Source organism: Pseudoalteromonas sp. SG44-17 (genome assembly GCF_014164235.1).
GTDB lineage: Bacteria > Pseudomonadota > Gammaproteobacteria > Enterobacterales > Alteromonadaceae > Pseudoalteromonas > Pseudoalteromonas rhizosphaerae.
Genome location: NZ_JACJEV010000002.1, coordinates 276,882 through 301,200, shown reverse-complemented (window position 1 = coordinate 301,200; position 24,319 = coordinate 276,882). Strand labels below are relative to the sequence as shown.

The window sequence follows — 24,319 nt, the reverse complement described above, 5'->3', positions numbered from 1 at the left end:
AGTGTTAGCTCCTAATGGTTGTGCGGATCAAAACCGCCTTTAGCTTGTTCTGATGCGACAAAAAATGCTCCTTGAGTAACGACTTTAGTGCCCTCAGCTAATCCTTTAATTTCACGAAGCTGACCAAACCGTCGGCCACGTTCAATTTCAGTTGCTATAAGTTCACCGTCTTCATCTTGCACATATACCGCCCAATCACCATCTGGGTTCCTAAGTAGAGCTTGCTCTGGTACTGCCAACACTTGTTGCTCAGTTGAAAATTCAAAATACACGTCACTAAACATCCCCGGGTGTAATTGATGCTGGCTGTTTTGTACACTTAAACGCACAATCCGTGAGCGAGTGATCTGATCTATAGTGTGTGCTTCTTGGATCACCTTGGCTGGGTATGTGAATTGATTCACTTTCACTTGCGCTATTGTGCCTGTATCAATATTAATGGTTTGATTTGCCGACAATTGCGCTTCAACCCATAGTAGACTTTCATCAGCAATCAGCATCAGTTCAATTCCCGCATCGACCCGCTGCCCTTGTGCAAAATTATCACTGAGCACAGCCCCTGACGTACCAGCGAATAATGTGTACTCCCCCAGTTTATCGGCTGGGCTGACCGCACTTTGCGCAATTGCTTTAGCCGATAAACCAAACGCCACAAGTTGACTGTGAGCCACTTCATATTCTGCCTTGGCTGTGAGTAAGCGTTTTTCGCTCACCGTACCTTTGCCCATTTTTTGCACCCGCTGCCACTGTGCTTTAGCTAATCGATAAGTGGTTTGTGCACTGGCGACCTCGGCACTAAATAAAGTCACTAACGGTGCGCCTACTTGAATATGTTGTCCTAAGGTTGCGTGACGTTTCACCACAATTGAATCTACCCGTGGCGACAACACATAACTGCTATAACCATTAGCTTTGATTTCACCAGGGGCATACAACTGCGCTTGATAAGTGCGCTTCACTAATGGGCTGATCTGCACATTTGCTAAACGCATTTGTGTCGGGGTTAAACGTACCCCGCCGGCTTGATCATGTTCAACATTCTCACTCGGTTGTACTGCTGTGGTAGCACTATGATCAAGGGCTGCATCTGGTGTATGAGCGTGCGGTGCTTCTTCACTGTGTTGATGACCTGTTTTTGTATCATCAAACTTTTGTTGTGCAACAGTGGTTGCCTGCCCTAAATTGCTAAAAATAAATAGCACAGCAGAAAGAATAATTTTTAAGCGCGTCATAGTGCAGCTCCATCAGTTAGGGGATCCGTAAAGGTAGAAATATAATGGCTAAGTTGACCACTTTGCGTTAACCAATTCACACTCGCCAGTTGGCTTTGCTGAACAATTTCAATGCCAGCAAGTAATCCTGAAATACGCTGTTGGCGCATGGTTAGGTACTCAGCGGTACTGATATCACCGCTTTGCCATTGTTGCTCTATCAACGTAAGGCTGCTATCTGCATTTGCTTGGTTAATCGACTGCCAACGCTTAACGCGCTGAGCGTACGCTTGCATCACCTCTTTACTGGCTTGCGCTTGAAACGTCATAGTGCGCTTTAAAGCTTGATATTCGGCTTCTTTTGACATCACCATAAATTCTGCAGCTTGATATTCATCGCTAAAATTATTCACTATATTCAGCGGCATAGAAAAACTCACAGAGACAAGGTTATCATCACCATTTTTACCTGCTACAAGCCCAATGGTTGGTTTGACGGCTCGCTCTGCTTTGATCACCTTTACTTGCTGACGCTGTTGTTGCCATTGTGATTTCACCAGCAAAAGTTGTGGATGTTGGACCACATTTTCAGTATCTGTAGTGAGTTTAATACCACTGAGTAACTGTTCAGGTGTCAGCTGTCCATCTTCGTGCCACGTTGGTAACAGTGCCTGCACAGCTAATTTAGCATCTGCATAAGCACTGGCTTGTTGGGCGGTTTGATTCAAAATTTCTGATAGTGAGTACAATGCTAATTGTTCATCCAGCAACCCGACTTCTCCGGCCGCTCGACGGCGCTTAACCACGGTAACTAAACGCTCTAATTGCTGCTCTTGCTGTTGCGCTAACTGAAAAGCTGCTTTACTACTGCGCCAATTGATAAGCGCAATCAGGGTTTGTTCAACTAATTGTAAATACGTTAATTGCAAACGCTGCTGCTGTGCAACCAGTGTCAGTAGCGCCGCACTGTGTTGTGCCTGTTGTTGATCATTAATATCAAATGTTTGGCTCAGCCCAATACTAAAATTATTAGCATCGCCTTCTTTTTCAATACTCGACTCAAGGTTTGGATTATATAGAGATTGCCCTGCGGCTCGCACGGATGCAGTGGCACTTTGCAGCTGCTGAAAATCAGCCTGTAAATTTGGGTGTTGTTTTAATTGCGACAACAACCAGGTTAAATCGGCGGTATTATGCGTTGGCGCAGCCAATGCGGGTGGTGCAGCTAATACAGTCGCACACAGACAAGCAAACCCAAATGGTTTGTATAAATTCATAACATATACTCTTACTAAATAAATCGGTGACCATAATATTGGCCAGCTAAAAATTAACTTAGTGAGTGAGTAATTGGAGGGCGTAGATCAGGAATAAGTAGACGCGAATTAAATGCAGGGGCGTTCAAACTAATAATGTCGTAGCTTGGTAAATTGACATGCTGCTGCCACGGCTCAGTAAAAAATGCGGGGATATGACATACATGACAATGCGCATCATCGGCGTTATCAGCTAAGGCTTGGCTTAATTGCTGATGTTGCAGTTGGTGAATATCATGATCGTTATTGACAGAGCAGTGTTCGTCTAATTGACTTTGTTGATGTAATAATTGCGAGGTTACGTTAATAGCAGTGTTATGATCAGCCACGTCAAAACTATCCAGCACAGGCTGAAGTAGTACAAACGCTAAGATTAACAACACTAATTGCTTCAAGCAATATATCCTTTGAACGATTTCCAAGCTAACTTAACACATCTTTTCGTTACTGAAAAGTGCTTAACCGCTCGCGACAGATGCCAACTTTATGCCGCTGGCTAATTCAGCAATGCTCATTTAGTATTGTAGTATCAATATAATAACAACTTAGGCAATACTCAATATGGCTCATCAACATTCTCATAGTCATCACAATGACGACCAAAGTGATCGCCAGCTAGGCTTCGCTGTTTTTATCAATGTGCTACTTACTATTGCCCAAGTTGTTGGCGGTCTTATCTCTGGCAGTCTGTCTTTAATTGCCGATGCATTGCATAATCTCAGTGATGCAGCGGCTATTTTTATCGCATTAATCGCCCGTAGAATTGGTAATAAACCCGCTAACGAGCACTATCATTTTGGTTATAAACGTGCAGAAATTTTAGCCACATTGTTAAACAGCAGCACCTTAATCATTATTGGTGGATTTTTAATACTAGAAGCCATTGACAGCTATTTTAACCCAACCCCAATCGATGGCTGGATTGTAGTGTGGGTGGCAGCATTAGCACTAGTAATTGATGTTGCGACGGCGGTGTTGACCTTTCGTGCGGGGGCAAAAAATAGCATGAATATTCGCGCTGCATTTATTCATAATGTGTCTGATGCTATGGCCTCGATCGTGGTAATTGTGGCTGGTACCTTAATTATTCTCTATCAATGGTATATTGTTGATTTGATTGCCACAGTATTCATTTCGGCATATGTAATTTATCACGGGGTATTACTACTGATTGAAAGTTGCAAAATTCTTATGCAAGCTGCGCCCAATAACTTTAATCGTGAAGCAATCACTAATGCGTTACAAAAGCACTTTACAATTAGCCAAGTACACAGCATTAAAGCCTGGCAAATTGATGAGAAAACGACCTGTTGTGAACTGGTGATCATAGCTACTCAGCCACTTGATATTGACGCAATTAAAGACTATTTACACCATGAATTTGCTATTGAGCAATGTATTATTGAATATAAACAGCCACAATAACAAACCATGATGCGAACTCATAATTGCATTTAATCGGATTTTTATTGAAAACAGCTCGCGTTCTCATTTATCATCGCATCTTTATTTTTATAAATATCATAGGATATCTGTGTTGTTAAAGCTGTGGTTACGCCGTACTCATTTAATACTGACATTAGTTAGTGGGCTGTTTTTGATCTGTTTAAGCATCACCGGCGCTATTTTAATTTACGCAAAAGACATTCAGCAAATCATTAACCCGCAATATTGGACAGTAACCCCGCAATCAACACCACTGGCCTATCCGGTGCTTATCAATACGCTGGCTATTCACTCCAAACAAAATGTCACTTTACTTATGCCAGAGCAGCAGCCCACTGTTGCATGGCAAGCCCAGCTTGCTGATAAAAACTATATCAGCGTTAACCCATATACCGGACAAGTACTGCTCAAATATGATTATTACAGTACAGTGTATGGCTTTACCATGGCCGTTCATCGTTGGCTATTATACCAAGATGCAGATGGCAAAAAGCCGCTGCGCAATTGGGTCTCTATCTGTGCGTTAATTTTTATTATCAATATATTCGTTGGCGTATACATGTGGCTTAAACCTAAAAATCGCCTAAAACGTTTAGTAATAAAACCCAAGGCTAAATTACGTATTTTGCTTTACCAACTCCATACAGTGATTGGCATGTATCTGTTTATCCCTCTTATTTTAATTGCCTTTACTGGTATGGCATTTCACTGGAAAGACGAGACCAAAGCAGTGCTTGAGTTTGTAACACAAAATAATGTAGAGGCACGCCCTAAAGCGCCGGAACTCGAGGTGCCAAATATAATCAATGGCGATAACTTTGCAGTGGCTATACAAAACGCATTAGCCGTATTTCCTGAGGCTGAATTATTTCGTATCTATTTACCTAAAAAAGCCAGCGACCCAGTTGCCCTTAGAGTAAGAAATCCTGATGAAAGTCATGCTTATAGTTGGGTATGGGCCGATCAATACACCGGTCAAGTACTGCAATCTTACGATGCCTCAAAAGCCAACCTCACAACTCGCGCGTGGAATTTTAAATACAAATTTCATATTGGCGATTTTGCCGGCTTTCTGGTGCAAATGTTATGGCTATTGGTTGCACTACTGCCTGCTTTTTTTACTATCAGCGGGGGTTACTTTTGGTATAAGCGCCATTATAGATAACTCAGCATTATAACGTTTTAATAAATCAGCTCGCACTGGTGATGTTGAACAATAACTTTAAGTTCACACCACCAGTAACACTGTCAGATCAACTCATGCCACCCTTACCTTTCAAATAACTGCCGTTCCTGACTCGATGTAAATGTACTTTTTAGCCTTGTAGCAACTCATACTTTAAACAAGTGATGTTGCTTTATTTTTCCTATTTTAGCTCCTAAAATTAATCGTACCAATTACATTAAATTAATCACTTATTAGCGCATCAGGAAAAAAGCTTAAGGACGAGAGCTATGAAAAGTGTTCTATTATTATTTCTAATCAACCACCTGTGTTTTTTTATAGCAGCCGAGTTTTTTACTGGCACCTTGAGCAAACTATCAGGTAATAGCTTTCTCTCAGTGATAGGAATCATTTATGCCTTTGTGGGTTTTCCACTCCAGCTACTTATTGAGGTACTACTGCTTATTGGTTTTTGTTATCAACTTTTTAATGTCGGAAAATATCAAGCAAGTGCGCCGCTTTGGTTGGCATTTTTTGCAAGCATAATGCTGATGTTTAACTTTTTTGAATAGCAAAAACAAAATGCAATTGATAATAACTATCAATATCCTTGCCTTTACACTTCTTTACACTTATTATTGCGCCAATAAAAACAGCAATATCTCATAATTACATAGTCGTAAAGGATCTTCATGTTTAAAACCTCTTTCACTTTATTAGCCCTCGCTGTAAGCACTGCCACTTTTGCCGATGAAGCAATCAATAAAAACCAATTAACCGATACGCAAATGGATCGTGTGATTGTCTCTGGTAGCCGTGTTTTTGAAAGCATTGATGAGGTTCCCGCATCAATTACTATTATCAATCAACAGCAAATCGAAGAGCATTTAAAAGTAAATCCTGAGCTACAAAGCTTACTTGCGCAAATGGTGCCTGGCCTTGCTCCTGATACAGGTAGTTCGAGTAATACCGGGCAAACGCTGCGTGGTCGCGCACCACTTATAATGATTGACGGCGTGCCGCAATCAACCCCACTGCGTAATGGCTCTTTAGGTATAAAGAGCCTCGACCCAAGTGCCATCGGCCGCATTGAAGTGATCAAAGGTGCCACCTCTATTTACGGTAACGGTGCATCAGGCGGTATTATTAATTACATCACTAAACAAGCAAAAAGTGATGGTAAAACCGAAGGTGAAATAAGTTTATCGAGTCGCTTTAGTGCGGTAAAACTTGAGGAAAGTGCCGGTGCAAGGCTATCAGCAGCCATTAATGGCCGTGCTGACAAATTTAGCTATTTAGTTACTGCCAGCTATGAAGAAAATGGCGTACAACGTGATGCCCAGGGTGACATACTCGGTTTACAATATGGTTTATCCGACGCAGTTACACAAAACTACTTTACTAAATTGGGCTATGATTTTGATGACGAAAAACAGCTACAATTTAGTTATAACTACTTCAGTTCGCAGCAAAAAACTGACCTTGGCGATGTTGCTGGCGATATCAGCTTAGGCGAAAAAACCTACGCAATCCATGTACCATCTGAATTACAAAAACAAGGTAAACCACAAGGCCCCGAAGGCAACGAAAATATCACCCTAAAGTACATAGACTACGCGCTATTTGATAACACCCAAATGACCTTAGATCTTTATATGCAAGATATAGAAAACGTGTTTTTCTTCTCCCCCAATCTTGCTAATCAAGACGAAAATTATGACGGCGGCCAGTCAATTATCAGATCAGAGAAAAAAGGCGCACGGGCAACATTTAATACCCAAATAGATTTTGATTCTATCGAAGCCTCATTTATTTATGGTATCGATGCATTAACCGATGTGACTTCGCAGCCACTTGTTGATGGCCGTATCTGGGTTCCAGAGATGGATATGCAAAGTGTTGCTGGCTTTTTACAAACCAAATGGGTGATTGCTGATGACCTTATTGTCAAAGCCGGTGTTCGCAAAGAAAGCATTGATTTAACTGTAGACGATTACCGCACACTTAAACTATGTAAAACGCCAACTCAGTGCTCAGTACCTATTAACGTTAAAGGCGACACTATAGATTACGATGCGACAACCTATAATATTGGTATTAAGTACAACCTTGATGAAAAATTCAGCCCATTTTTAAGTTACTCACAAGGCTCCGATATTTCAGACATTGGCCGTTTGTTGCGTGCTGCCACGGTAAACGATATTGGACAGATCCAAACTGAAGCCTCGATCATCGACAACTATGAAATTGGTTTTAATTCACAATTTGATAATGTACGTATTGAAGTTGCCGCCTATCGTAGTACCTCTGAACTTGGCACAACCAATAAATTTAATGAAGTGACCGGCGTATATGAACCAGTACGAGCACCACAGGAAATTTGGGGCTACGAAACACTGGTAGATTATACAATTTCTGCAAACCTAAAATTACTGGCAACGTATAGCTATGTTGAAGGTAAAAACACCGAAGCAGATGTTTATTTAGGTTCTAAACAGATCAGCCCACCAAAAGCGACAGCTAACCTAAACTGGCAACCCAGTGATGCTATGTCACTAACATTAAGTTACCTGTATGTCGGCGATAGAAAACGCTTTGCAGCAAATGACGATGGCAAATATGTGGGCGATCAGGGCCCTGTCGAAAGTTATAATATTTTTAACTTAACTGGCCAATACCAATTTGCTGATAACTGGCAAGGGTTTGCAGGTATTGAAAACTTATTTAACGAAGATTACTTTCCAGCCCGCGCTCAGTCATATACATTCGGCGGCTATAACATCAAAGGTTTAGGAACAACAGCAACTGTTGGCGTTAAATATAAATTTTAAGCATCATTAAACTCGTTCATTGCGCGGTGCAATGAACGAGCCTTTCTTAATTTAACCTTTAACCTTTAACCTTAAATATAAATAGCAATCTGTTCATAAAGCAACCAACAATGCAAACTTAAACGAGAATCACACGCAATATTAACCATATGATTTAAAAGGAAAATACTTGCAATTTTGTGGTTTTACACTAAACTTGTCGCAATTATGAATTTCAAGGTAGGCCGTTATGAAAGGTAATCAAAAAGTTATCGACAGCTTTAACACATTGCTTGCAAATGAACTTGCAGCAATCGATCAATATTTCATCCACTCACGTATGTACGATGATTGGGGTTTAGATAAACTTTATGTACGCCTTAATCATGAAATGGAAGAAGAAAAAGATCACGCTGATTGGTTAATTAAGCGTATTTTATTCCTCGAAGGCGTACCGAACATGACTAAACGTCGTGATCTAATTATTGGTCATGATGTTAAATCAATGATGCAAAATGACTTAACCCTAGAGCTTGAAGTCGTTGAGTGTGTTAAAGAAGTAATTGCAGTCTGTGAGCAAGAAAAAGACTATCAGTCACGTGAGATCCTTGAAAAGCTATTATTCGATACCGAAGAAGATCACGTTTACTGGCTTGAACAACAACTTGGTTTGATTGATAAAATTGGTAGCCAAAACTATCACCAATCACAAATGGGCGAATAGGAGCTAAATTATGAAAGGCGATAAAGACGTTCTTGTTGCATTAAATAAAATACTGGCAAATGAATTAGTAGCCATTAACCAATATTTTTTGCATGCCCGTATGTTTAAAGATTTTGGTTTTAGCGCATTAGACAAAGCCGATTACAAAACCTCGATTCAAAAAATGAAAAACGCTGACCGTTTAATTGAGCGTATTTTATTTTTAGAAGGCTTACCTAATCTTCAAGATCTTGGCCGTTTACGCATTGGCGAAAACAGCGAAGAAATGATTGCCTGCAACATGAGTTTTGAACTAGATTCATTGGTTGATCTAAAAGATGCGATCAAACTTGCTGAAAGTAAAAAAGATTATATTAGCCGCGAAGCGCTCGATAACATTTTATCTGAGCAAGAAGAGCAAATTGACTGGCTAGAAACACAACAACAGTTAATTAAAAGCACCGGTATTGAAAACTACCTGCAGTCGCAAATGTAACGTTTGGTTAATACCAAAAAAGCAGCTTAGGCTGCTTTTTTAGTTTTTATAATACAGATAAATGTCACTGAGTTTAAACGATTACCAATAAGCAATAGCTACGCCACTTGCTCAGTAATATCAGCAATTTGAATAAGCTTACGGTTGAGGATCTTTTTAGTACAGCCGCAGCATTTGCCGCACTGGCTACCGACTTTAAGCTCTTTAGAAAGCTCGCGCATTGTAGTCGCGCCTTCGTCGATTGTTTGTTCAATTTTTTTATCTGTCACACCGTGACATAAACAGATATACATGAATACAAACCACTCTCAATTACATTCGAGCTTGTATATTAATCTAAACGTAAACGGTTCGCAATTAATAATCGCATAAAATTGAGAATTATTTTTATTTGCTTAATTTCATATAGTTTTAGATGATCACCGCAATCCGGTTAACTGATATGTGCCCTAGCGGTCATTCAGGGATTATATTCTATCTGCAAATGTCACTCATTGACGATTTAGTAGCTATCTACTTACTTCTTATTGCTTACCAACATTAAGAAATTCCGCATAAACTTCTAAGTCAATTTGATCCCCAACAATCGGTATATAACTGTCCATGCCAAAGTCAGAACGTTTGATTTGACCTACCGCGCTAAAACCAATGGTGTATTTTCCTATCATCCAGTTGTCTGCTCCACCGTGAAATGTGGCTTTAAACGTCACAGGTTTGGTAACACCTCTAAGAGTTAAATCACCTGAGAAATTAAAACCGTTATCAGATATAACTGTAACAGTGTTGCTAGTAAATGATGCCTGCGCAAAACGCTCACTGTTAAACCAAGTGTCATTTTGTAAGGTTTCTGCTAAGTCAGCATTATTAATATCAATAGAGCTAATATCCACCACTGCGTTTAATGACGCGGCAGTCATATTATTAGGATCAAAGTTGAGTTGTGCATCAAATTTATTAAAACGCCCTACATAGGTTGATAACCCTAAATGTTGGATTTTAAATATTAATGCAGCATGTTGACTGTCTAGCTGATATTCGCCCGCTTGAAGCGCTATCAACTCAGATTTAACAGTTGGTGCAATCCAACTCACACAACTTGTCAGTAACAGCGCAGCACACATAACTGAGACCGAATGTATAAATGTTCGCATTGTATTCTTTAACGCTGAGTTCATAGTAGTTAAGCCATTAGTAATGTGTTGAGTGTAGGTAAAATAAAACGTCATTTTTCATAAAATCAAAATATATAATGCCTCATATTTTCCATTTTCACTTCTCTTTTATATTATGATGGAGTGAAGCCGCTAATTTTTCCTTCACGCTCAAAGCCGAACTACTCAAAAGTGCATTTAGCGGACGGTGGTAACGCCTTAAAAAGTAAAGTGCGTAGCTGAGCGAAACCGAGTCAAACTTTAGCAGTTCCGCCTTAATTAGCTTATTAAGCGCCGTTATTACTGTCTTAAGGTTATCATTTCTTTTGCTACAAGTGCAGCTGAAGGCAAAAACATTGTTGAGATAATACGTTGATCTGCAATCACAGCGTGTTTATCTTTTAATGTTTTTTTATTTTGAGCAATAGCACCATTCTTATTAAGTTGATTTTCAATAAGAAAAGGTAAAAGTGTTCCTTGTTTTGCCCATGGTTTCGATGTTTCAGTAGAGTTAGGAAAACCAGCTATTTTTTTTCCTTTCACCAAAAACTCCCCATTAGATAATTTCACGTTTACAATGCCCGCTGAGCCATGACCACCAACACCTAAAATACCACCTGACTCATAAATACTACTGATAATGGATTGGATTTGTTTGTTATCTGTAACGTCAAACATTACTCCATAGCCACCACCTATGAATACGCCCCAATAGTCATTTGGGTCAATTTGAGCAGGTTTGAATGAGCTGTTTGCTTTTTCTAAGAAACCTTCATATTTGATGGTGTAACTACTTATACCTAAAGGCTCCAACATAAACTTAACTTCTCCACCATTAGGTGATACAAAGTCAACTTCAAAGCCGTGGCTAAAAAAAATGTGATACGGAGGTGCAAATTCCCATAAATTATTTCTTGCGTCATGCTGTTCAGGATCCCCCATATTTATCATATTAGATGCCACTATCAGTACCTTCTTTTTAGGCTCTGCTATTGCATTTGTGGCTAACAAAGCGCCTGTTAGTAAAATAATAGATAAGAGTTTCATTTTTTTCCTTTATAAATAATTAAACTATTATTTAGACGAGACAAAAGACGAAAAGGTTTAAATATAGAATTTGTATCGGTACTTAAAAGCGTATTAGGAAGGCCTGCAAGATAGAGGTTTAGTCAAGTCAGATAAAATAGTTATCAATGAACGACCGCTATCCGAACGCAGCCAACTGTAAAAAGAGGGCCTATGTAGTCTTAGTCTTTGCAGCTTATTTTCTGGTTGGGTTTTAAACGCTAATAACTGCTGGCAAATTTCAATTTATCGAAAATTCTAAACCCCTATAATTTCATTTAGTGCTAGATTTTCTAAATTTTTTATCAACCATAAAACGCTAAATTTATATTTCAGATGCTCAACCCTCTCACACTTAAAGTAAGAGGGTTATCATCTTTAAAAGTTAATTGTGATGCCAATAGATGGTAAAGGCATATCAGGGAACTGGTAGTCTTTTTCAAACTCGCTGTAGTCTTGATTGTATTCTAGCTCCTGTACTGCGCGTGAAGCATAAACATTTAACACTTCAAAATATAAATTAGCATCAAAGCCATAGAGCTGTGTTTTATAATCTGCACGAATGTCTAAACGGTGGTAATTGCTCCATTGTGAACTGTTAAATTCACTGTATTTTGGAATATAAAAGAGCGCATTTTGACTGCCAGTTTCTTTATAAGGCTGTGCAGATAATACTGGCGTATAGCGCCTGCCACTTTGAAATCGCCATTTTGCACCGACTTGCCAGTGATCATTCCATTTATAATCTAAAACCAAGTTTGCAACCCAAGGCAGGTCAAATTCAGAATTAAACGCCTCTGCTGTTAATGGGTTCTTTCGCTCTGTTTTACTATAAGCAATACTTGCCCAGCCAAACCAGTCGTTCGACAGTTGCTTATTTACAAGTATTTCAATCCCATACGCTTCGCCACTGGCAACATCATCAAAAAGCAGATCACTGAGTGCTACATCGTTTTCGCTGCGAGCTTGTGCTTGCGGGTTTGCAACAACGAGGTTTTTCAATTCTTTGTAAAAAAGCTCTGTTCGTAGAGCTATTCCATCAGCTAATTGTGAATCAAGGCCTAAAACCCATTGCGATGAATTACTCGCCTCAAGGCTTGGCTCTCCATATTGAGCGGTTAAAAATTGATAGTCATCTATAAAGGTATGATGGATCCCGTAGTTTAGTCTGAGCGTGTGATTGTCATCGAGGTCGAAGCCAATCCCTAATCTTGGTTCAACATAACTTTGGCTGTTATTGTCTGTGCCAACAACAGCAATGCCGATTTGATAATCAAGTTTAGCAGTGATTTGCCCCGTAAGATGGGTGTAAGCATGATAATCTGAAATAGTTAAAGTCCCTTGCTCATTAAATTTAGGACTAAAGTAGCTAGGTGGGCACATTTCAAATTCGGTATTACACGGCATCAACCGGCCACTGGCTAGATAGTCTACCGACGTGTCTCTATAGGTGGCACCAAAATTTAACGTAAAGGATTCTGCTACGTATTGGTTTTCAGTTTTGAAAATCAATTTTGTGATATCTGCATCCCATCTAAAAACCTCCCCTTCACGCTCTTGCTGATTTTGAGTCAATAAATTAACACTAAAATTAGCCTCTATTACATCGCCAAAATGTTGCAAACTCACCGCTTGACTGTGGTAGTAAGTTTGATATCTTTCGCCGCTGGCTAGATCAGGATTTTTAGCAATATCTCTACCGTCTTGATCAAACGCTATTTCGATATAATCTTTTGCGCCACTGGCGGAGAATCGAATAATATTGTTTGCGTCAAAATCCCAAATAAATTTTGCCTGATAGTCTCGATTTCTCGGTGGTACCGCGAAAGAAAAGTCTTCGTCTTCTATAAAATTATCAACATAAGTATGAACTAAGCTTTCTCGAAAAGAAACATAGAACGCTGCGTTGCTTGATAAGGCCTGTTCATATAAAAACCCACTTCTAAAAAAGCTTAAGTCGATCACTCGTGCCGGCTCCACACCATTGGGATCTCTTAAATTGGTTAATATCACTCCGCCATTCGCATTTGCGTATTGACTGCTCCAAGACCCCGTTTTTAACTCAAAACTCTCAACGAGAAGTGGGTTATAAACACTTAACCCGTCATTATGAAAAACATACCCCATCTCCAAGCCATCGGTAAGATATAAGTTGTCATTGCTCGAGCTACCACGTATTGCAGGCTGCGCAACCGGGCCTCCGGTGGCGGGAGTTGCAAGTACAACCCCCGGCAGTGCTTCTAAGCCCTTTAATGGATCATTCCCGGTGCCTGGTAATGATAAGAGCTTATCTGAACTGATCTTTAAACCATCTGGTTTTACTGCGATCACCGTTATTTCTTCGAGCTCTTTTTCATCACTAGCCTGAGCGTTAATGACTGCCAAAGCACAGATTGTTAAAGGTAATAATCGTGTCATTTTATTCATAGTATCCATTCCTTGTATAAATTGTGATGACAACAATTTACGCCATGGATTGAATTTGCTTTAATTAAGTTTGTTGATTTTGAACGAATGGGCAGCTTTTTGTATGAATGGGCATTTTCCGTTAGGTGAGATAAATCCTTGGCGATATTTTTTTATCTTGGGGTTTATTTTAGCAAGCCTATTTACCCTCGTTAACGATGATGAAACACGTCATGTTGTTGAAGTTTTTTTACAGTGGCAGCTTCAAGTTCATAGCGGATCATTATTTTTTATCGCCACTCACCTATTTTTAACTAGCCAATTATCAGGACTTAACAGTGCTTTAAAGTTGCTAGTGAGCGCATTTATTGCCTCTCTATTTTATGCCCCCGTCTCACTGCTATTTGATGTTTATTGGCTACATGATACTGATTATACCCTCGCAGCTTTAGTCCAAGAATGCAGTGATATGATCCCCACGGCAATGTTTTCTTGGTTAGTTGTAAATCTACCTTGGTTAACTGGGCTTTCTTTGCAAAGAAGAATACCTTTACCAGAAACGCCGCCCGACACGCCAACTTTAGCAATTGCTCGCACAATACCGATATCCCCACCCTTAGCGCCACTCAAAGCTACAGAAGTAATAGAACCAGAAACAAAAAAGCTTACCGCCTTTTTACAGCTCGCTACTGTAAATAGCGTAGATGAAATAGTCTATTTAAAAGCCGAGCTACATTATTTAAAAGTCGTTGCACATGATTTCGAAAAACTGATCTTATTTAATTTAAAAGATGCCATATCGGCTTTGGCCGAAGCTGATGAACAGCATACAATGAGTCAAACTCACCGTAGTTATTGGGTCAATCGGGCGTATATTCGCAGTGTAAAAAGTAAAGGTCGCCAAGCAACACTACTCATGAGCAATGATGATAAAGTGTTGGTAAGTAGGAATAATATGCAAAAAGTAAAAGCATGGTTTTAAGCATACGTTTATATTCAATTACAGAGTTCACCCTCAGCCGCACCACAAAACCTGTTGTTGTACCTTTACTCTAAAAAAGAAATGTGGCAAAGTGCGCACTTCTCGGGGGAGTAGCCTGCTTGATGCCTTTTAACTTAAAGCGCAGCAAGTAAACTTATCAACATAATTGCACCTCATGTGCATGGTAAGTTTGTAATGTAGCAAGCATTATCGGCAAGACCTGGGTAAACACTATCCTCATGGCGGGAGATAGGCGTTTACCTTGGTTTAATGTTCCCGCCTTATAGAAGTAAAATGGATACATTTATCACATCAACCGTCACCGTTGCTTTAGCTGAAATAGGCGATAAAACGCAACTTTTATCCCTGCTGTTAGCTGCCCGCTTTGCCAATAAACCTGCACTTATTTTAGGTATTTTAGTCGCTACTATTATCAATCATGGTTTATCTGCATGGTTGGGTGATTATTTATCGCAAAGCTTTACCTCTTCGTACCTGCCTTGGATTGTGAACGGCTGTTTTATTGTCGTTGGCTTATGGCTTCTGATCCCAGATAAAGATGAAGAAGTAAGCAATAAGTACGATCAATACGGGGCTTTTTTAGTTGCCTTGGTGCTGTTTTTCATTGCCGAAATTGGCGATAAAACCCAAATAGCAACAGTATTGCTTGGCGCTCAATATCAATCAGTGTTGTGGGTAACCATAGGAACCACTGTAGGTATGTTACTTGCCAATGTGCCGGTTATTTATGCTGGCAATGCCTTGCTAAAACGTATTCCAATGGCAAAAGTAAGAATGCTTGCTGCAATAGTGTTTGTTGCTTTGGGTTGTTACGGCCTAGTTACTAGCTAACTTTATCTGCACGTTACAGCACCGGCGAATATAGTTTTGCTGGTGCTTGGCGTACACTAAATGTTTGCGTTGTGAGAAGTAGCGAACAACATACTAATAAAACACTTACTGCACCCATGATACCAAACCATTGCAATAATGAACGCTGCTTACGCTTTACTCTCAGCCAATTCATATACAATCCAGCCATACATATACAGGTCATTAAACAACCAAATACAGCCCAAATTAACTTCGTACCTAGCCCTGCAAAGTTGCCAAAATGCAAAGGATCTGCGGTATCTTTAATGCGCGCGACAATAGGTAAATCTGCGGCTTTTTGAATTGCCAGTACATCTGCTGAAGCTGGATCTAAATACACTTTATTAGCTCGTAAACGTACTACAACGTCATCATTATCGCCCAGTACCACAACCGGTTTATTTGCTTTGCTTGGGTATTGTATAGCGCGAATCTGTAAACTTGGAAACGCTGATTGCGCCGCGTTTACCATGGCACATATCACTGGCGGATGCGCGGCGTCAGTTTGTAGATCCGTAACCTCTGCGGGGGGTTTTATATAATGGTTAATTTTGGCTGTTTGTAGGGTGTGTTCAACTAAGTACCACACGCCAGTAATGGCCATGACCACAATAAACCAGTAACTCCAAAGCCCCAGTAATTTATGCCAATCAGCCCAGCTGCTACGATTGGTTGTTTTTAATTGCCGTGGCTTTTTTAAAAAATGTCGCCACCACTGGCGATAAACAATCGGACTAGTAAGCACTAAAATAACCAAGAGAATGGCTAAACTCGTGACGATCAACTTACCAGTCCAACCCATCGATAGATTCATGTGCCAGTTACGTAAAAAGCGCGATACTCGCCCCCACTGACCTTCGCCAAGCCATTGCCCCGTCGCACCATCAACATACACAAACAAAAACTGTTGCTGCCACTTAAGCGACACTTCGGTTGCTAAGTAAGGTTGCTGATGGCGCAATATGCTAATGATTTGGCTGCCAGGATAACGCTGGGCAAGTGTATTCTCAATTGCAGCAAAGTCAGTATTAGGGGAATGCGAGAGGGCACGAAATTTACTATCACTAAGATATTCAATTTCGTGGCTCAAGGTTGCCAACGTGCCAGATAAACACGTTATCAATAACAAGCTGCCAACCAAGAGCCCTGCCCAAGCATGTAAGTTAAACCACTGCTTTGCTTTCATAGTACGAAATTGTCAGTTTAGAATGTGTACTTAGCCGACAAATAGACGCGGCGTGGCTCGCCCGGGAAATGCCCAGCACGAGTTATAAAGCCACTTGATGCATACTCTTTATCAAACACGTTTTTAACTGAGAGCTGCCAAACCCATTGTTGATATTCAGTCTTCCAAGCCATGTTATAAACGGTATACGGCTGTACTTTATCACCGTCTAAACTGACTTGTTCATCAACATAATCAAGACCTGCCGCGATTGATGAGTGCAACTGAGGTAACTCATAACGCGTCCACAACCCTGCGGTATTTTGTGGCGCATTGGCAAATTTATCGCTGCCTTTTGCTTGCGCGGAAAATTTTTCACTTTGCTCAACAATACGCGTGTCGTTGTATGCGTAACTTGCTGTGATCACTAAACGTTCGGTGACATCGCCAACAATCTCAAGTTCAAAGCCTCGGCTATCAACTTCGCCTAACGCTTCCATTTGATCAACGCCGGTGTCTGATAACTCAGTGCTGGCTTGTAAAATATTGTTACGGATAATGCGATAAGTTGCCATGTTCACAGCCAACGAGTCATCAAGTAACTTAGTACGTAAACCAAGTTCACGAATATTGCTGTGCTCTGGTTTAAATGGCCCGCCTACATCTTGATTTTGGTTACTAGCCGACTGTGGCATAAAGCCTGTGCCATACAGCGCATAAGGGAAAAAGGTATCGTTTAAGTTATAACTTGTGCCAATACGATACGTCACATCGCTGTCTGAAAACTCGGTGTTATTAAGGACATCGGTGTCTTCAAAACGATCGTACCGTAAGCCAACCGTAACATTCCATTTATCGGTAACATCAACTTGGTCTTGTGCATACAGGCCAATACGTGTTGACTCAGTACTTGCTAAACGCGGTGTTACGTTTGCTAAATCATAATCATCTTTTGAAGTCAGTCCATACACAGGATTTAATATTGAGATCCCTGGGACTGGGCCGCCTTTGCTGGCTTGTACAGCTGTTCTATATGCTGATTCAAACTCATGCTTATACCAATCTACACCCACCAGCATCACATGTTGCATAGCGGCAAGCTCAGTGTCAGCAATTAAATTGGCAGTAAAACTAAGCCCGGTATTTTCGCGTTGTTGATCACGAAATTCGCGCTCGCTCCAATCCAGTACTCCATCGCCATCTGTGTCACTTAGTCCACGCGGCTCATGATAGTTTTGATTGGCATCGTTACTAAAATAACGCGCAGTGATATCACTGCGAAATACCTCATTAAATTGGTGCTGAAAACTTGCTTGAAACACGTCAGCAATAACGGTTTGATAATCCGTTGCTTCATTATGATTCCAGCTAATGTCAGCAATGAAGTTACCGTTTTTATCCACTGGCACGCCACGTAATCTAGCGCCGCCTAAATCTTGATCAACATGGGTATATTGCAATACCAGATTAGTGTCGTTATTAAAATCAAATCGATAGCCTAAATCAATAATGGTATTATCTTCACTGGTATTTTCACGAAACGGTTTATCTGAATCTTTATAAACACCAACACGGTAGGCTTGGGTCTGTGCGTCATTGGCACTGCCCGTTGATTCGACTGCGGCACTAAAAAAATCATCATTACCCAGTTCAACTGCAACGGTTGTTTTACTATCATAGCTGGGCTTTTTGGTCATATAATTAATGATCCCGCCAGGGTTACCACTGCCGTACACAGCGCCACTAGGGCCTTTTAAAACAGCCACTTGCTCAATATTAAACAACTGTGGTACCGCAAAACCACTAAATGGGTCACCTTTTACACCATCGTATAAAATTTCATCTTGGCGAAAACCACGAAACGTAACACCTGAGTAACTAAAGCCATTAACACCCGCGATATTACTGTATAGATCAGTTACTTGACGTGCAGCCTGATCGCTGATTAACGCTTGCGGAATAACCTGGATTGACTGTGGAATTTTCTCTAGCGGCGTATCGGTACGAGTACCAAACGTTGATTCTGTTGGGCGATACAGTGAAAACGCTCGTCCAACGACTGAAATGGTTTCTATGTCGTTTTTTACAACAGTAGACTCATCAGTTGCAAATCCTGCTGCTGTTGTTTGCGCAGCAACGACAACAGGCGCAATGGTAATATAACTTAGGGCTAATGCTATTAAAGAAGGTTTCATTGATATTTATACAGCAATCAAAATAATTTACGGCATGATAATAAAAACCACTATCATTTACAATGCTGAAGTGGAATTATTCTCTTCTTGTTGCCAAGCTTATTTAACAATCTTTAAAATCTCTTTAAATACAGGTGTCGCTGCCACTTCGGTCCATTGAAAAATCACACTTTCAGCGCAGCTGATCACAGCACCGGCTTGTCTTAACTGAGCGATGGCTAAATCGCGGTGCAGATCATTACGCGAACTAATCGCATCCATGACTAAAAACACCTGATAACCTTGCGCCAATAAATCTAAACAAGTTTGTAATACGCATACATGCGCTTCCATACCAACTACAATGATTTGCGGGCGCTTATAGCTAGCAATAAGCTCTAAAAAACCGTCCTCTTTACACGCGCTAAAGTGGGTTTTATCAAAGTATTCAGCCTGCCCAATCTGAGCTTTTAATTGCTGATCAGTTTCGCCAAGCCCTTGTTTATATTGTTCGGTGACTAAGATAGGAATATGCAACAATTGTGCGGCTTTTACTAATTGCACTGTGACCTGTTTTACTTGTTCATAACGAGGCATCGCCGGACTTAATTTGTCTTGAATATCGACAACTAACAGCAGACTTTGCATGGTGTGAGTATTAAATGAATGAGGCAATGTGAACATCCTGTAATCTAAACATAGCTAACAGCATAAGTGATTTGTTATATAAAGTTAATTCTTTAATTAAACTGTAAGTTGTTATGCTATATTTACTAACGGATAACAACTATTTTACCTCAGGGGAGCTGTATCATAAGTGCGGTTGAATAACTTTTTTTTCATTTTATTTAGTATTTTATGCACTTTGTTTAGTGTTAATTCCAGTGCTCAAAGCTATGCTCAGCAATTACAACGCTTGTCCACTGATGAAGGGTTATCACAAGGCCACGTTACTAGCACACTGCAAGATAAACTAGGGTTTATTTGGATCGGAACGATGCAAGGTTTAAACCGGTTTGATGGCTACGAAGTAAAAATATTCTCTGGTGAATACACACTGGATCAACTCTCGATTATTCTGTTGTTTGAAACAAGCAATGGCGATATTTTTGTATCAACTGAATATTCTGGTGCGTTTCTTATAGATCCTGTGACACTTAAAGTCAGTAAAGTTTATTCAGGTAAGTTAAACGCTGAAGATAAACACTTTTCTCCTATTTTTGCCATCGCTGAACATCAGCAGCTGTTTTATTACGCCATTAACCAACATGTGTATGCCTTTGATCCACAAAAAAATACCTATACCCATGAGTTTTCAATCAGTAAAGATGATAATTTTGTCCGCGCAATTACTGTTCATAATGACTTTTTGTATATTGCCACCACTGATGGGTTGTACTCTAAATCATTAATTGATGAACATATAACTAAAATACCTTTAGTTGCCAAGGATAAGCTCAACCTCGATAACAATAATATCAAGTTTTTAACCGTCGACTCGCAGCTTGGCCTGCTGGTTGGCACGGTCGAAGGTTTTTATTCTATTGCATTTAATAACAATGAGTTATTAGACTTCAACAACGTAAAAACGCTGCTTGCAGAACATAATATTTGGGACTACGTTAATACCCCTTATGGTGAATTTATAGTCACCGAGGATGGTCTGTATGAATACCATCGCCATACTGATCACAATGAGTTTCTTTTTCGTTTTGATCAAAGTAAATTCAACATGACCGACAACACGATTTTAGATGTAATGGTCGATAAAACAGGGCTTATGTGGCTTGCCTCGCGCTCACAAGGTGTTTTTACTTGGTCAACTTTAGCAAGGCGTTTTGGCAATATTCAAATCACCAGTAATGATAAATTGCACAGTAATGTGATCTTTGCTGTTTACCAAGACAATCATAACGTTTGGCTGGGCACCGATAATGGTCTTGCCAAAATGCGCCAAGATGGGACAACAGAGAAAACTTACTTAGTCAGCAATGACACTAAAGCGTTTTATGGCCAATTTGCTGTGTATGGCATTGCCTCGGCACACTTAAATGAGCCAGATCGTTATTTGTGGTTACTACTTTATGATGGTCTTGCTTTATTTGACAAAAAAACCGAACAAAAAATAGCTCTACCAATGCAAGGCAATACACAAGCCATTATCGACAGCGGCCCAGCTTATGGCTATCACCAAATCACGACTGATACCTTTGCATTTTTTAGCGAGAATGATTATTTCCTGTATGATGGAAACAGTGGTCAGACTAACGTAATTAAAGGACTCAAAGAGCAGTTAGATCCCGTCAACGTGCACACCTTTTTAAAACCGTTACCGAATAAACCCGATGACTATTTGATCAGCGTATCTGGGGCGTTATATCGTTATAATGAGTCTAGCCAAAAACTCACCTTAATATACAAAGTTGAAAATTATAACCCAATAAATTATGTCACTATTGATGACTGGGTGATCGATTATAACAATACGCTATGGCTTGCCTCTTCCCAAGAAGGGCTAATTGGTCTTGACGCCAACAGCTATGAAGTAAAACACCGTATAAACCTCAGTAATGGCATTAAAACTAAAACAATTGTCGCTTTGCAAATCGACCAATTTGGCTTTTTATGGATCAGCAGTAAAAATGGCCTTTATCGGCTCGATTTAAGTTCAATGCAACTCAATGCATATACTGTTAAAGATGGCTTAACTGTGAATGAATTTAATATCGACTCACATACACTGTTAAACGATGGCCGCTTAGCCTTTGGCAGCACACGTGGCGTGCTAACACTCGCCCCACAAGACTTTTTATCCGTCCCTAATGATCGTGACAGCACTGTGACTGAAATCACCGATATATCGTTACTCTCACGCTCACTTAATTATCATCCATTGCAATACGCCAACCAGCCTTTACAACTGACTGATGAAGACATGGGTTTAGAAGTTAGTTTTTCCAACTTTGATTTTCAAAATGTTGATAGAACACGCTATAAGGTGTCATTAACTGGCCCAAGTAAATTAAGCTATGAAAAGCTAAATAACAATAAAGTCTTTTTTACTAAGCTTCCTGCTGGTGATTACCAACTTACAATCGCAGCATATAACTTAAATGACTCAGGCCTCGGTGATGAAAAAACGCTTAACTTTAACGTTGCTTATGCCCCGTGGCGTTCTCCTCTTGCAATAAGTCTTTATCTATTACTTACGTTTTTAGTGCTATTTGTTATTTTTTGGCAATACCGCTCTCGTCAGCGCATTATTAAGCATACTCATGATGAAATACTGCAATCACAACAACAAACTGAGCTTGCTTTAAACAGTAGTAAAAGCGGTGTATGGGAAGTTGATATTGGCGCACATTGGATAAAACAGCAGCGCTTAAAACACGAACTAGGCTATCAAACTTTGCCTCAGAAGTTTAATTTTGACGATTTTTGCGCATTAATACACCCTGATGATAAGCGCAAAATACTGCATGATTGGCATATATTCATCACTCAAAAAAATGCTCAACAATGGCAGGTCACGTATCGGCTTCAACATGCTAATGGAAACTGGCTTTGGTACCACGACATAGGTAAAGTGATAGAAACGAATGAGCAAGGCTATCCTACAAGATTAGCTGGAATTTATACTAATATTACAGAGCAGCGTGCTACAGCACATCAAGCTGCGGTATTAGGTGAAGCCTTTAGTCAAATAAACGATTGGCTACTTATTTTAGACAGTCAACTCATTCCATTTTCTGTTAATAATAGCTTTGCTGAAGCCTTCTCAATGCAAAAAAAACCAGCAAAGCTTGAGCTAAAAAGGTTTTTAGCGGCACTGGGTAAAAAACAATATGTCGACTTCATCAATATTCTAAAATCATTGCAGCCAAAGCAGAACTGGCGCGGTGACGCATATATAAAAACTAAGATAAATCCGTCGCACCCCATTCATATCAGTATTACCGCAGTGGCAAAAGACAGTAATGTGGTGAGCTATTATGTGGTAGTTATTTCTGATTTAACTGAGCAAAAACGTGCTGAAAATGAGCTTCGTTATCTGGCAAACTATGATCCATTAACTAAGCTGCCAAACAGAACATTAATGTATCAAAAGATATCGCATGCGATCAAAGATGCCGATACGCGCGCGAGCCTTGTTGCTTTGCTGTTTATAGATTTAGATAAATTCAAACCGGTGAATGACTCGTTTGGTCATGCGGTTGGCGATCAGCTATTATGTGATATTACCCATCGAATGAATAGCATGCTTGATAATAATGCCATTGTCGGGCGTCAAAGTGGTGACGAATTTTTGTTATTGATTAAAAACTTAGACTCACCACAAAGTTTAAGTAACTTAGTACGTAGCCTAACTGCAGAGCTTGCAAAACGGGTGGTGATCAACGATTTTGCAATTAATATCTCTGCCAGTATCGGTGTTGCACTCTACCCATTTGATGCCGATACCACCGATGAGCTTATTCGTAATGCCGATATAGCGATGATGCATGCTAAACAATCGGGCCGCAACGGCTTTAAGTTTTTCACTGAACAAATGAATAACCAAATCACCCAAAAGCTGCTGCTCGAAAATGCTTTAAAAGACGCCTACAAGGACGATTTGTTTTTTAATAATTACCAGCCAATTGTTAACAATAAAAGTAAAAAAATCAAAGGTGTAGAGCTCTTAATGCGTTGGCAGCATCAGGCTGAATTGATATCCCCAGCAGTGTTTATTCCTATTGCGGAAGAAACTGGTTTAATCGATGTACTAACCGAACAAGCGCTGACCCGTGCACTTGAAGATCTCGCACCATTATTTAAAGCTAATCCGCGGTTTTATCTATCTTTAAACTTATCACCGGTGCATATTTTAAAGTCTAATTTAGCCGAACGCTTATTACTTATTCTAAATCAGCATCATATAAAACCTGTTCAGTTACGTTTAGAGATCACCGAAAACACCTTGCTTGATGACAAAAACAAAGCGGCTAAGCAGCTGCAAGCACTCAGAAGCGCTGGTTTTAAATTGTTATTGGATGATTTTGGCACCGGGTATTCATCTTTAACGTATTTAAGTCAATTTCCAATTGATGTGATTAAAATTGATCAAAGCTTTGTGCGTAATATCGGGCGAGATAGCAATAATGAGTCAATTATCAGAACAATCCATACCTTAGCTGAAAACCTAAATCTGTATTGCATTGCAGAGGGTGTAGAAACAATTGAGCAAATACGCTTTTTAAACAGTATCGGCTGCGATGACCTTCAAGGCTATTACTTTGCAAAACCAACAACTGCCGAGATTCTCATTAGCGATGCGTATATCCAAGCACTGCAAGAGAAATTGCAAACTACATAG

18 protein-coding genes are annotated in these 24,319 nt (G+C 40.0%); 8 read left to right on the top strand and 10 right to left on the bottom strand.

The genetic code is table 11. The features are described 5' to 3' along the window. Window positions 1-11 precede the first annotated feature (11 nt). The 3 genes from H5182_RS02705 to H5182_RS02695 are packed head-to-tail and all read right to left on the bottom strand — an operon-like array spanning window position 12 to window position 2,922. Window positions 12-1,232: an efflux RND transporter periplasmic adaptor subunit gene (locus tag H5182_RS02705; protein ID WP_182759471.1), complete on the bottom strand. Its 1,221-nt coding sequence runs from the start codon at window positions 1,230-1,232 to the stop codon at window positions 12-14. Beyond that, a complete protein-coding gene (locus H5182_RS02700) occupies window positions 1,229-2,488 on the bottom strand; it encodes a TolC family protein (protein WP_182759470.1) in 1,260 nt (419 codons plus the stop codon). The genes H5182_RS02705 and H5182_RS02700 overlap by 4 nt, the downstream gene beginning before the upstream one ends. A 53-nt stretch (window positions 2,489-2,541) precedes the next feature. Beyond that, window positions 2,542-2,922, bottom strand: a complete 381-nt coding sequence (locus H5182_RS02695; RefSeq protein WP_182759469.1) for a hypothetical protein — start codon at window positions 2,920-2,922, stop codon at window positions 2,542-2,544. Between the two features lie 166 nt (window positions 2,923-3,088). Between H5182_RS02695 and H5182_RS02690 the strand changes: the two genes are divergently transcribed. The 5 genes from H5182_RS02690 (at window position 3,089) to bfr (H5182_RS02670) (ending at window position 9,147) form a co-directional block, all read left to right on the top strand. After that, complete coding sequence (locus tag H5182_RS02690) at window positions 3,089-3,952, top strand: cation diffusion facilitator family transporter (protein ID WP_145236243.1); 864 nt, start codon at window positions 3,089-3,091, stop codon at window positions 3,950-3,952. Between the two features lie 112 nt (window positions 3,953-4,064). Next, a complete protein-coding gene (locus H5182_RS02685) occupies window positions 4,065-5,138 on the top strand; it encodes a PepSY domain-containing protein (RefSeq protein WP_182734208.1) in 1,074 nt (357 codons plus the stop codon). 692 nt (window positions 5,139-5,830) lie between these two features. After that, a complete protein-coding gene (locus tag H5182_RS02680; RefSeq protein ID WP_182759468.1) occupies window positions 5,831-7,969 on the top strand; it encodes a TonB-dependent receptor in 2,139 nt (712 codons plus the stop codon). Between the two features lie 229 nt (window positions 7,970-8,198). After that, the gene (bfr, locus tag H5182_RS02675) at window positions 8,199-8,672 is read left to right on the top strand and encodes a bacterioferritin (protein ID WP_149980077.1); all 474 of its coding nucleotides are present in this window, start codon (window positions 8,199-8,201) and stop codon (window positions 8,670-8,672) included. Between the two features lie 10 nt (window positions 8,673-8,682). Then, window positions 8,683-9,147: a bacterioferritin gene (gene bfr, locus H5182_RS02670; protein WP_145236253.1), complete on the top strand. Its 465-nt coding sequence runs from the start codon at window positions 8,683-8,685 to the stop codon at window positions 9,145-9,147. Window positions 9,148-9,245: 98 nt separating this feature from the next. On the opposite strand, the gene H5182_RS02665 is transcribed toward bfr (H5182_RS02670), so the two are convergent. The 4 genes from H5182_RS02665 to H5182_RS02650 form a co-directional block, all read right to left on the bottom strand. Then, a complete protein-coding gene (locus H5182_RS02665; protein ID WP_145236256.1) occupies window positions 9,246-9,440 on the bottom strand; it encodes a (2Fe-2S)-binding protein in 195 nt (64 codons plus the stop codon). A 231-nt stretch (window positions 9,441-9,671) separates the two neighbouring features. After that, window positions 9,672-10,298, bottom strand: a complete 627-nt coding sequence (locus tag H5182_RS02660; RefSeq protein ID WP_259398222.1) for a YceI family protein — start codon at window positions 10,296-10,298, stop codon at window positions 9,672-9,674. A 300-nt stretch (window positions 10,299-10,598) separates the two neighbouring features. Beyond that, the gene (locus H5182_RS02655; protein WP_145236262.1) at window positions 10,599-11,345 is read right to left on the bottom strand and encodes a type 1 glutamine amidotransferase domain-containing protein; all 747 of its coding nucleotides are present in this window, start codon (window positions 11,343-11,345) and stop codon (window positions 10,599-10,601) included. 396 nt (window positions 11,346-11,741) lie between these two features. Next, window positions 11,742-13,790, bottom strand: a complete 2,049-nt coding sequence (locus H5182_RS02650; RefSeq protein ID WP_182759466.1) for a TonB-dependent siderophore receptor — start codon at window positions 13,788-13,790, stop codon at window positions 11,742-11,744. Window positions 13,791-13,893: 103 nt separating this feature from the next. On the opposite strand from H5182_RS02650, the gene H5182_RS02645 reads away from it, so the two are divergent. Then, window positions 13,894-14,751: a LytTR family DNA-binding domain-containing protein gene (locus H5182_RS02645; protein ID WP_182759465.1), complete on the top strand. Its 858-nt coding sequence runs from the start codon at window positions 13,894-13,896 to the stop codon at window positions 14,749-14,751. Between the two features lie 294 nt (window positions 14,752-15,045). Then, window positions 15,046-15,603 (top strand): TMEM165/GDT1 family protein, encoded by a 558-nt coding sequence (locus tag H5182_RS02640; protein ID WP_145236272.1) that lies wholly within the window; start codon window positions 15,046-15,048, stop codon window positions 15,601-15,603. A 13-nt stretch (window positions 15,604-15,616) separates the two neighbouring features. Here H5182_RS02640 and H5182_RS02635 read toward each other — a convergent pair whose 3' ends face one another. The 3 genes from H5182_RS02635 to H5182_RS02625 form a co-directional block, all read right to left on the bottom strand. After that, window positions 15,617-16,810, bottom strand: coding sequence for a PepSY domain-containing protein (locus H5182_RS02635; RefSeq protein ID WP_182759464.1), 1,194 nt, complete (start codon window positions 16,808-16,810; stop codon window positions 15,617-15,619). Between the two features lie 17 nt (window positions 16,811-16,827). Further along, complete coding sequence (locus tag H5182_RS02630; RefSeq protein ID WP_182759463.1) at window positions 16,828-18,984, bottom strand: TonB-dependent siderophore receptor; 2,157 nt, start codon at window positions 18,982-18,984, stop codon at window positions 16,828-16,830. 99 nt (window positions 18,985-19,083) lie between these two features. Beyond that, entirely contained in the window at window positions 19,084-19,647 is a 564-nt protein-coding gene (locus H5182_RS02625) for a hydrolase (protein WP_182759462.1), read from the bottom strand. Between the two features lie 133 nt (window positions 19,648-19,780). Here H5182_RS02625 and H5182_RS02620 point away from each other — a divergent pair, with 133 nt between their 5' ends. After that, window positions 19,781-24,319 (top strand): EAL domain-containing protein, encoded by a 4,539-nt coding sequence (locus tag H5182_RS02620; RefSeq protein WP_404936099.1) that lies wholly within the window; start codon window positions 19,781-19,783, stop codon window positions 24,317-24,319.

Excerpts from the sequence above, each read along its gene's own strand:
- H5182_RS02705 (WP_182759471.1), bottom strand. The coding sequence starts at position 1,232 with ATGACGCGCTTAAAAATTATTCTTTCTGCTGTGCTATTTATTTTTAGC.
- H5182_RS02700 (WP_182759470.1), bottom strand. The coding sequence starts at position 2,488 with ATGAATTTATACAAACCATTTGGGTTTGCTTGTCTGTGTGCGACTGTA.
- H5182_RS02690 (WP_145236243.1), top strand. The coding sequence starts at position 3,089 with ATGGCTCATCAACATTCTCATAGTCATCACAATGACGACCAAAGTGAT.
- H5182_RS02680 (WP_182759468.1), top strand. The coding sequence starts at position 5,831 with ATGTTTAAAACCTCTTTCACTTTATTAGCCCTCGCTGTAAGCACTGCC.
- bfr (WP_149980077.1), top strand. The coding sequence starts at position 8,199 with ATGAAAGGTAATCAAAAAGTTATCGACAGCTTTAACACATTGCTTGCA.
- bfr (WP_145236253.1), top strand. The coding sequence starts at position 8,683 with ATGAAAGGCGATAAAGACGTTCTTGTTGCATTAAATAAAATACTGGCA.
- H5182_RS02665 (WP_145236256.1), bottom strand. The coding sequence starts at position 9,440 with ATGTATATCTGTTTATGTCACGGTGTGACAGATAAAAAAATTGAACAA.
- H5182_RS02660 (WP_259398222.1), bottom strand. The coding sequence starts at position 10,298 with ATGCGAACATTTATACATTCGGTCTCAGTTATGTGTGCTGCGCTGTTA.
- H5182_RS02655 (WP_145236262.1), bottom strand. The coding sequence starts at position 11,345 with ATGAAACTCTTATCTATTATTTTACTAACAGGCGCTTTGTTAGCCACA.
- H5182_RS02650 (WP_182759466.1), bottom strand. The coding sequence starts at position 13,790 with ATGAATAAAATGACACGATTATTACCTTTAACAATCTGTGCTTTGGCA.
- H5182_RS02645 (WP_182759465.1), top strand. The coding sequence starts at position 13,894 with ATGAATGGGCATTTTCCGTTAGGTGAGATAAATCCTTGGCGATATTTT.
- H5182_RS02640 (WP_145236272.1), top strand. The coding sequence starts at position 15,046 with ATGGATACATTTATCACATCAACCGTCACCGTTGCTTTAGCTGAAATA.
- H5182_RS02635 (WP_182759464.1), bottom strand. The coding sequence starts at position 16,810 with ATGAAAGCAAAGCAGTGGTTTAACTTACATGCTTGGGCAGGGCTCTTG.
- H5182_RS02630 (WP_182759463.1), bottom strand. The coding sequence starts at position 18,984 with ATGAAACCTTCTTTAATAGCATTAGCCCTAAGTTATATTACCATTGCG.
- H5182_RS02625 (WP_182759462.1), bottom strand. The coding sequence starts at position 19,647 with ATGTTCACATTGCCTCATTCATTTAATACTCACACCATGCAAAGTCTG.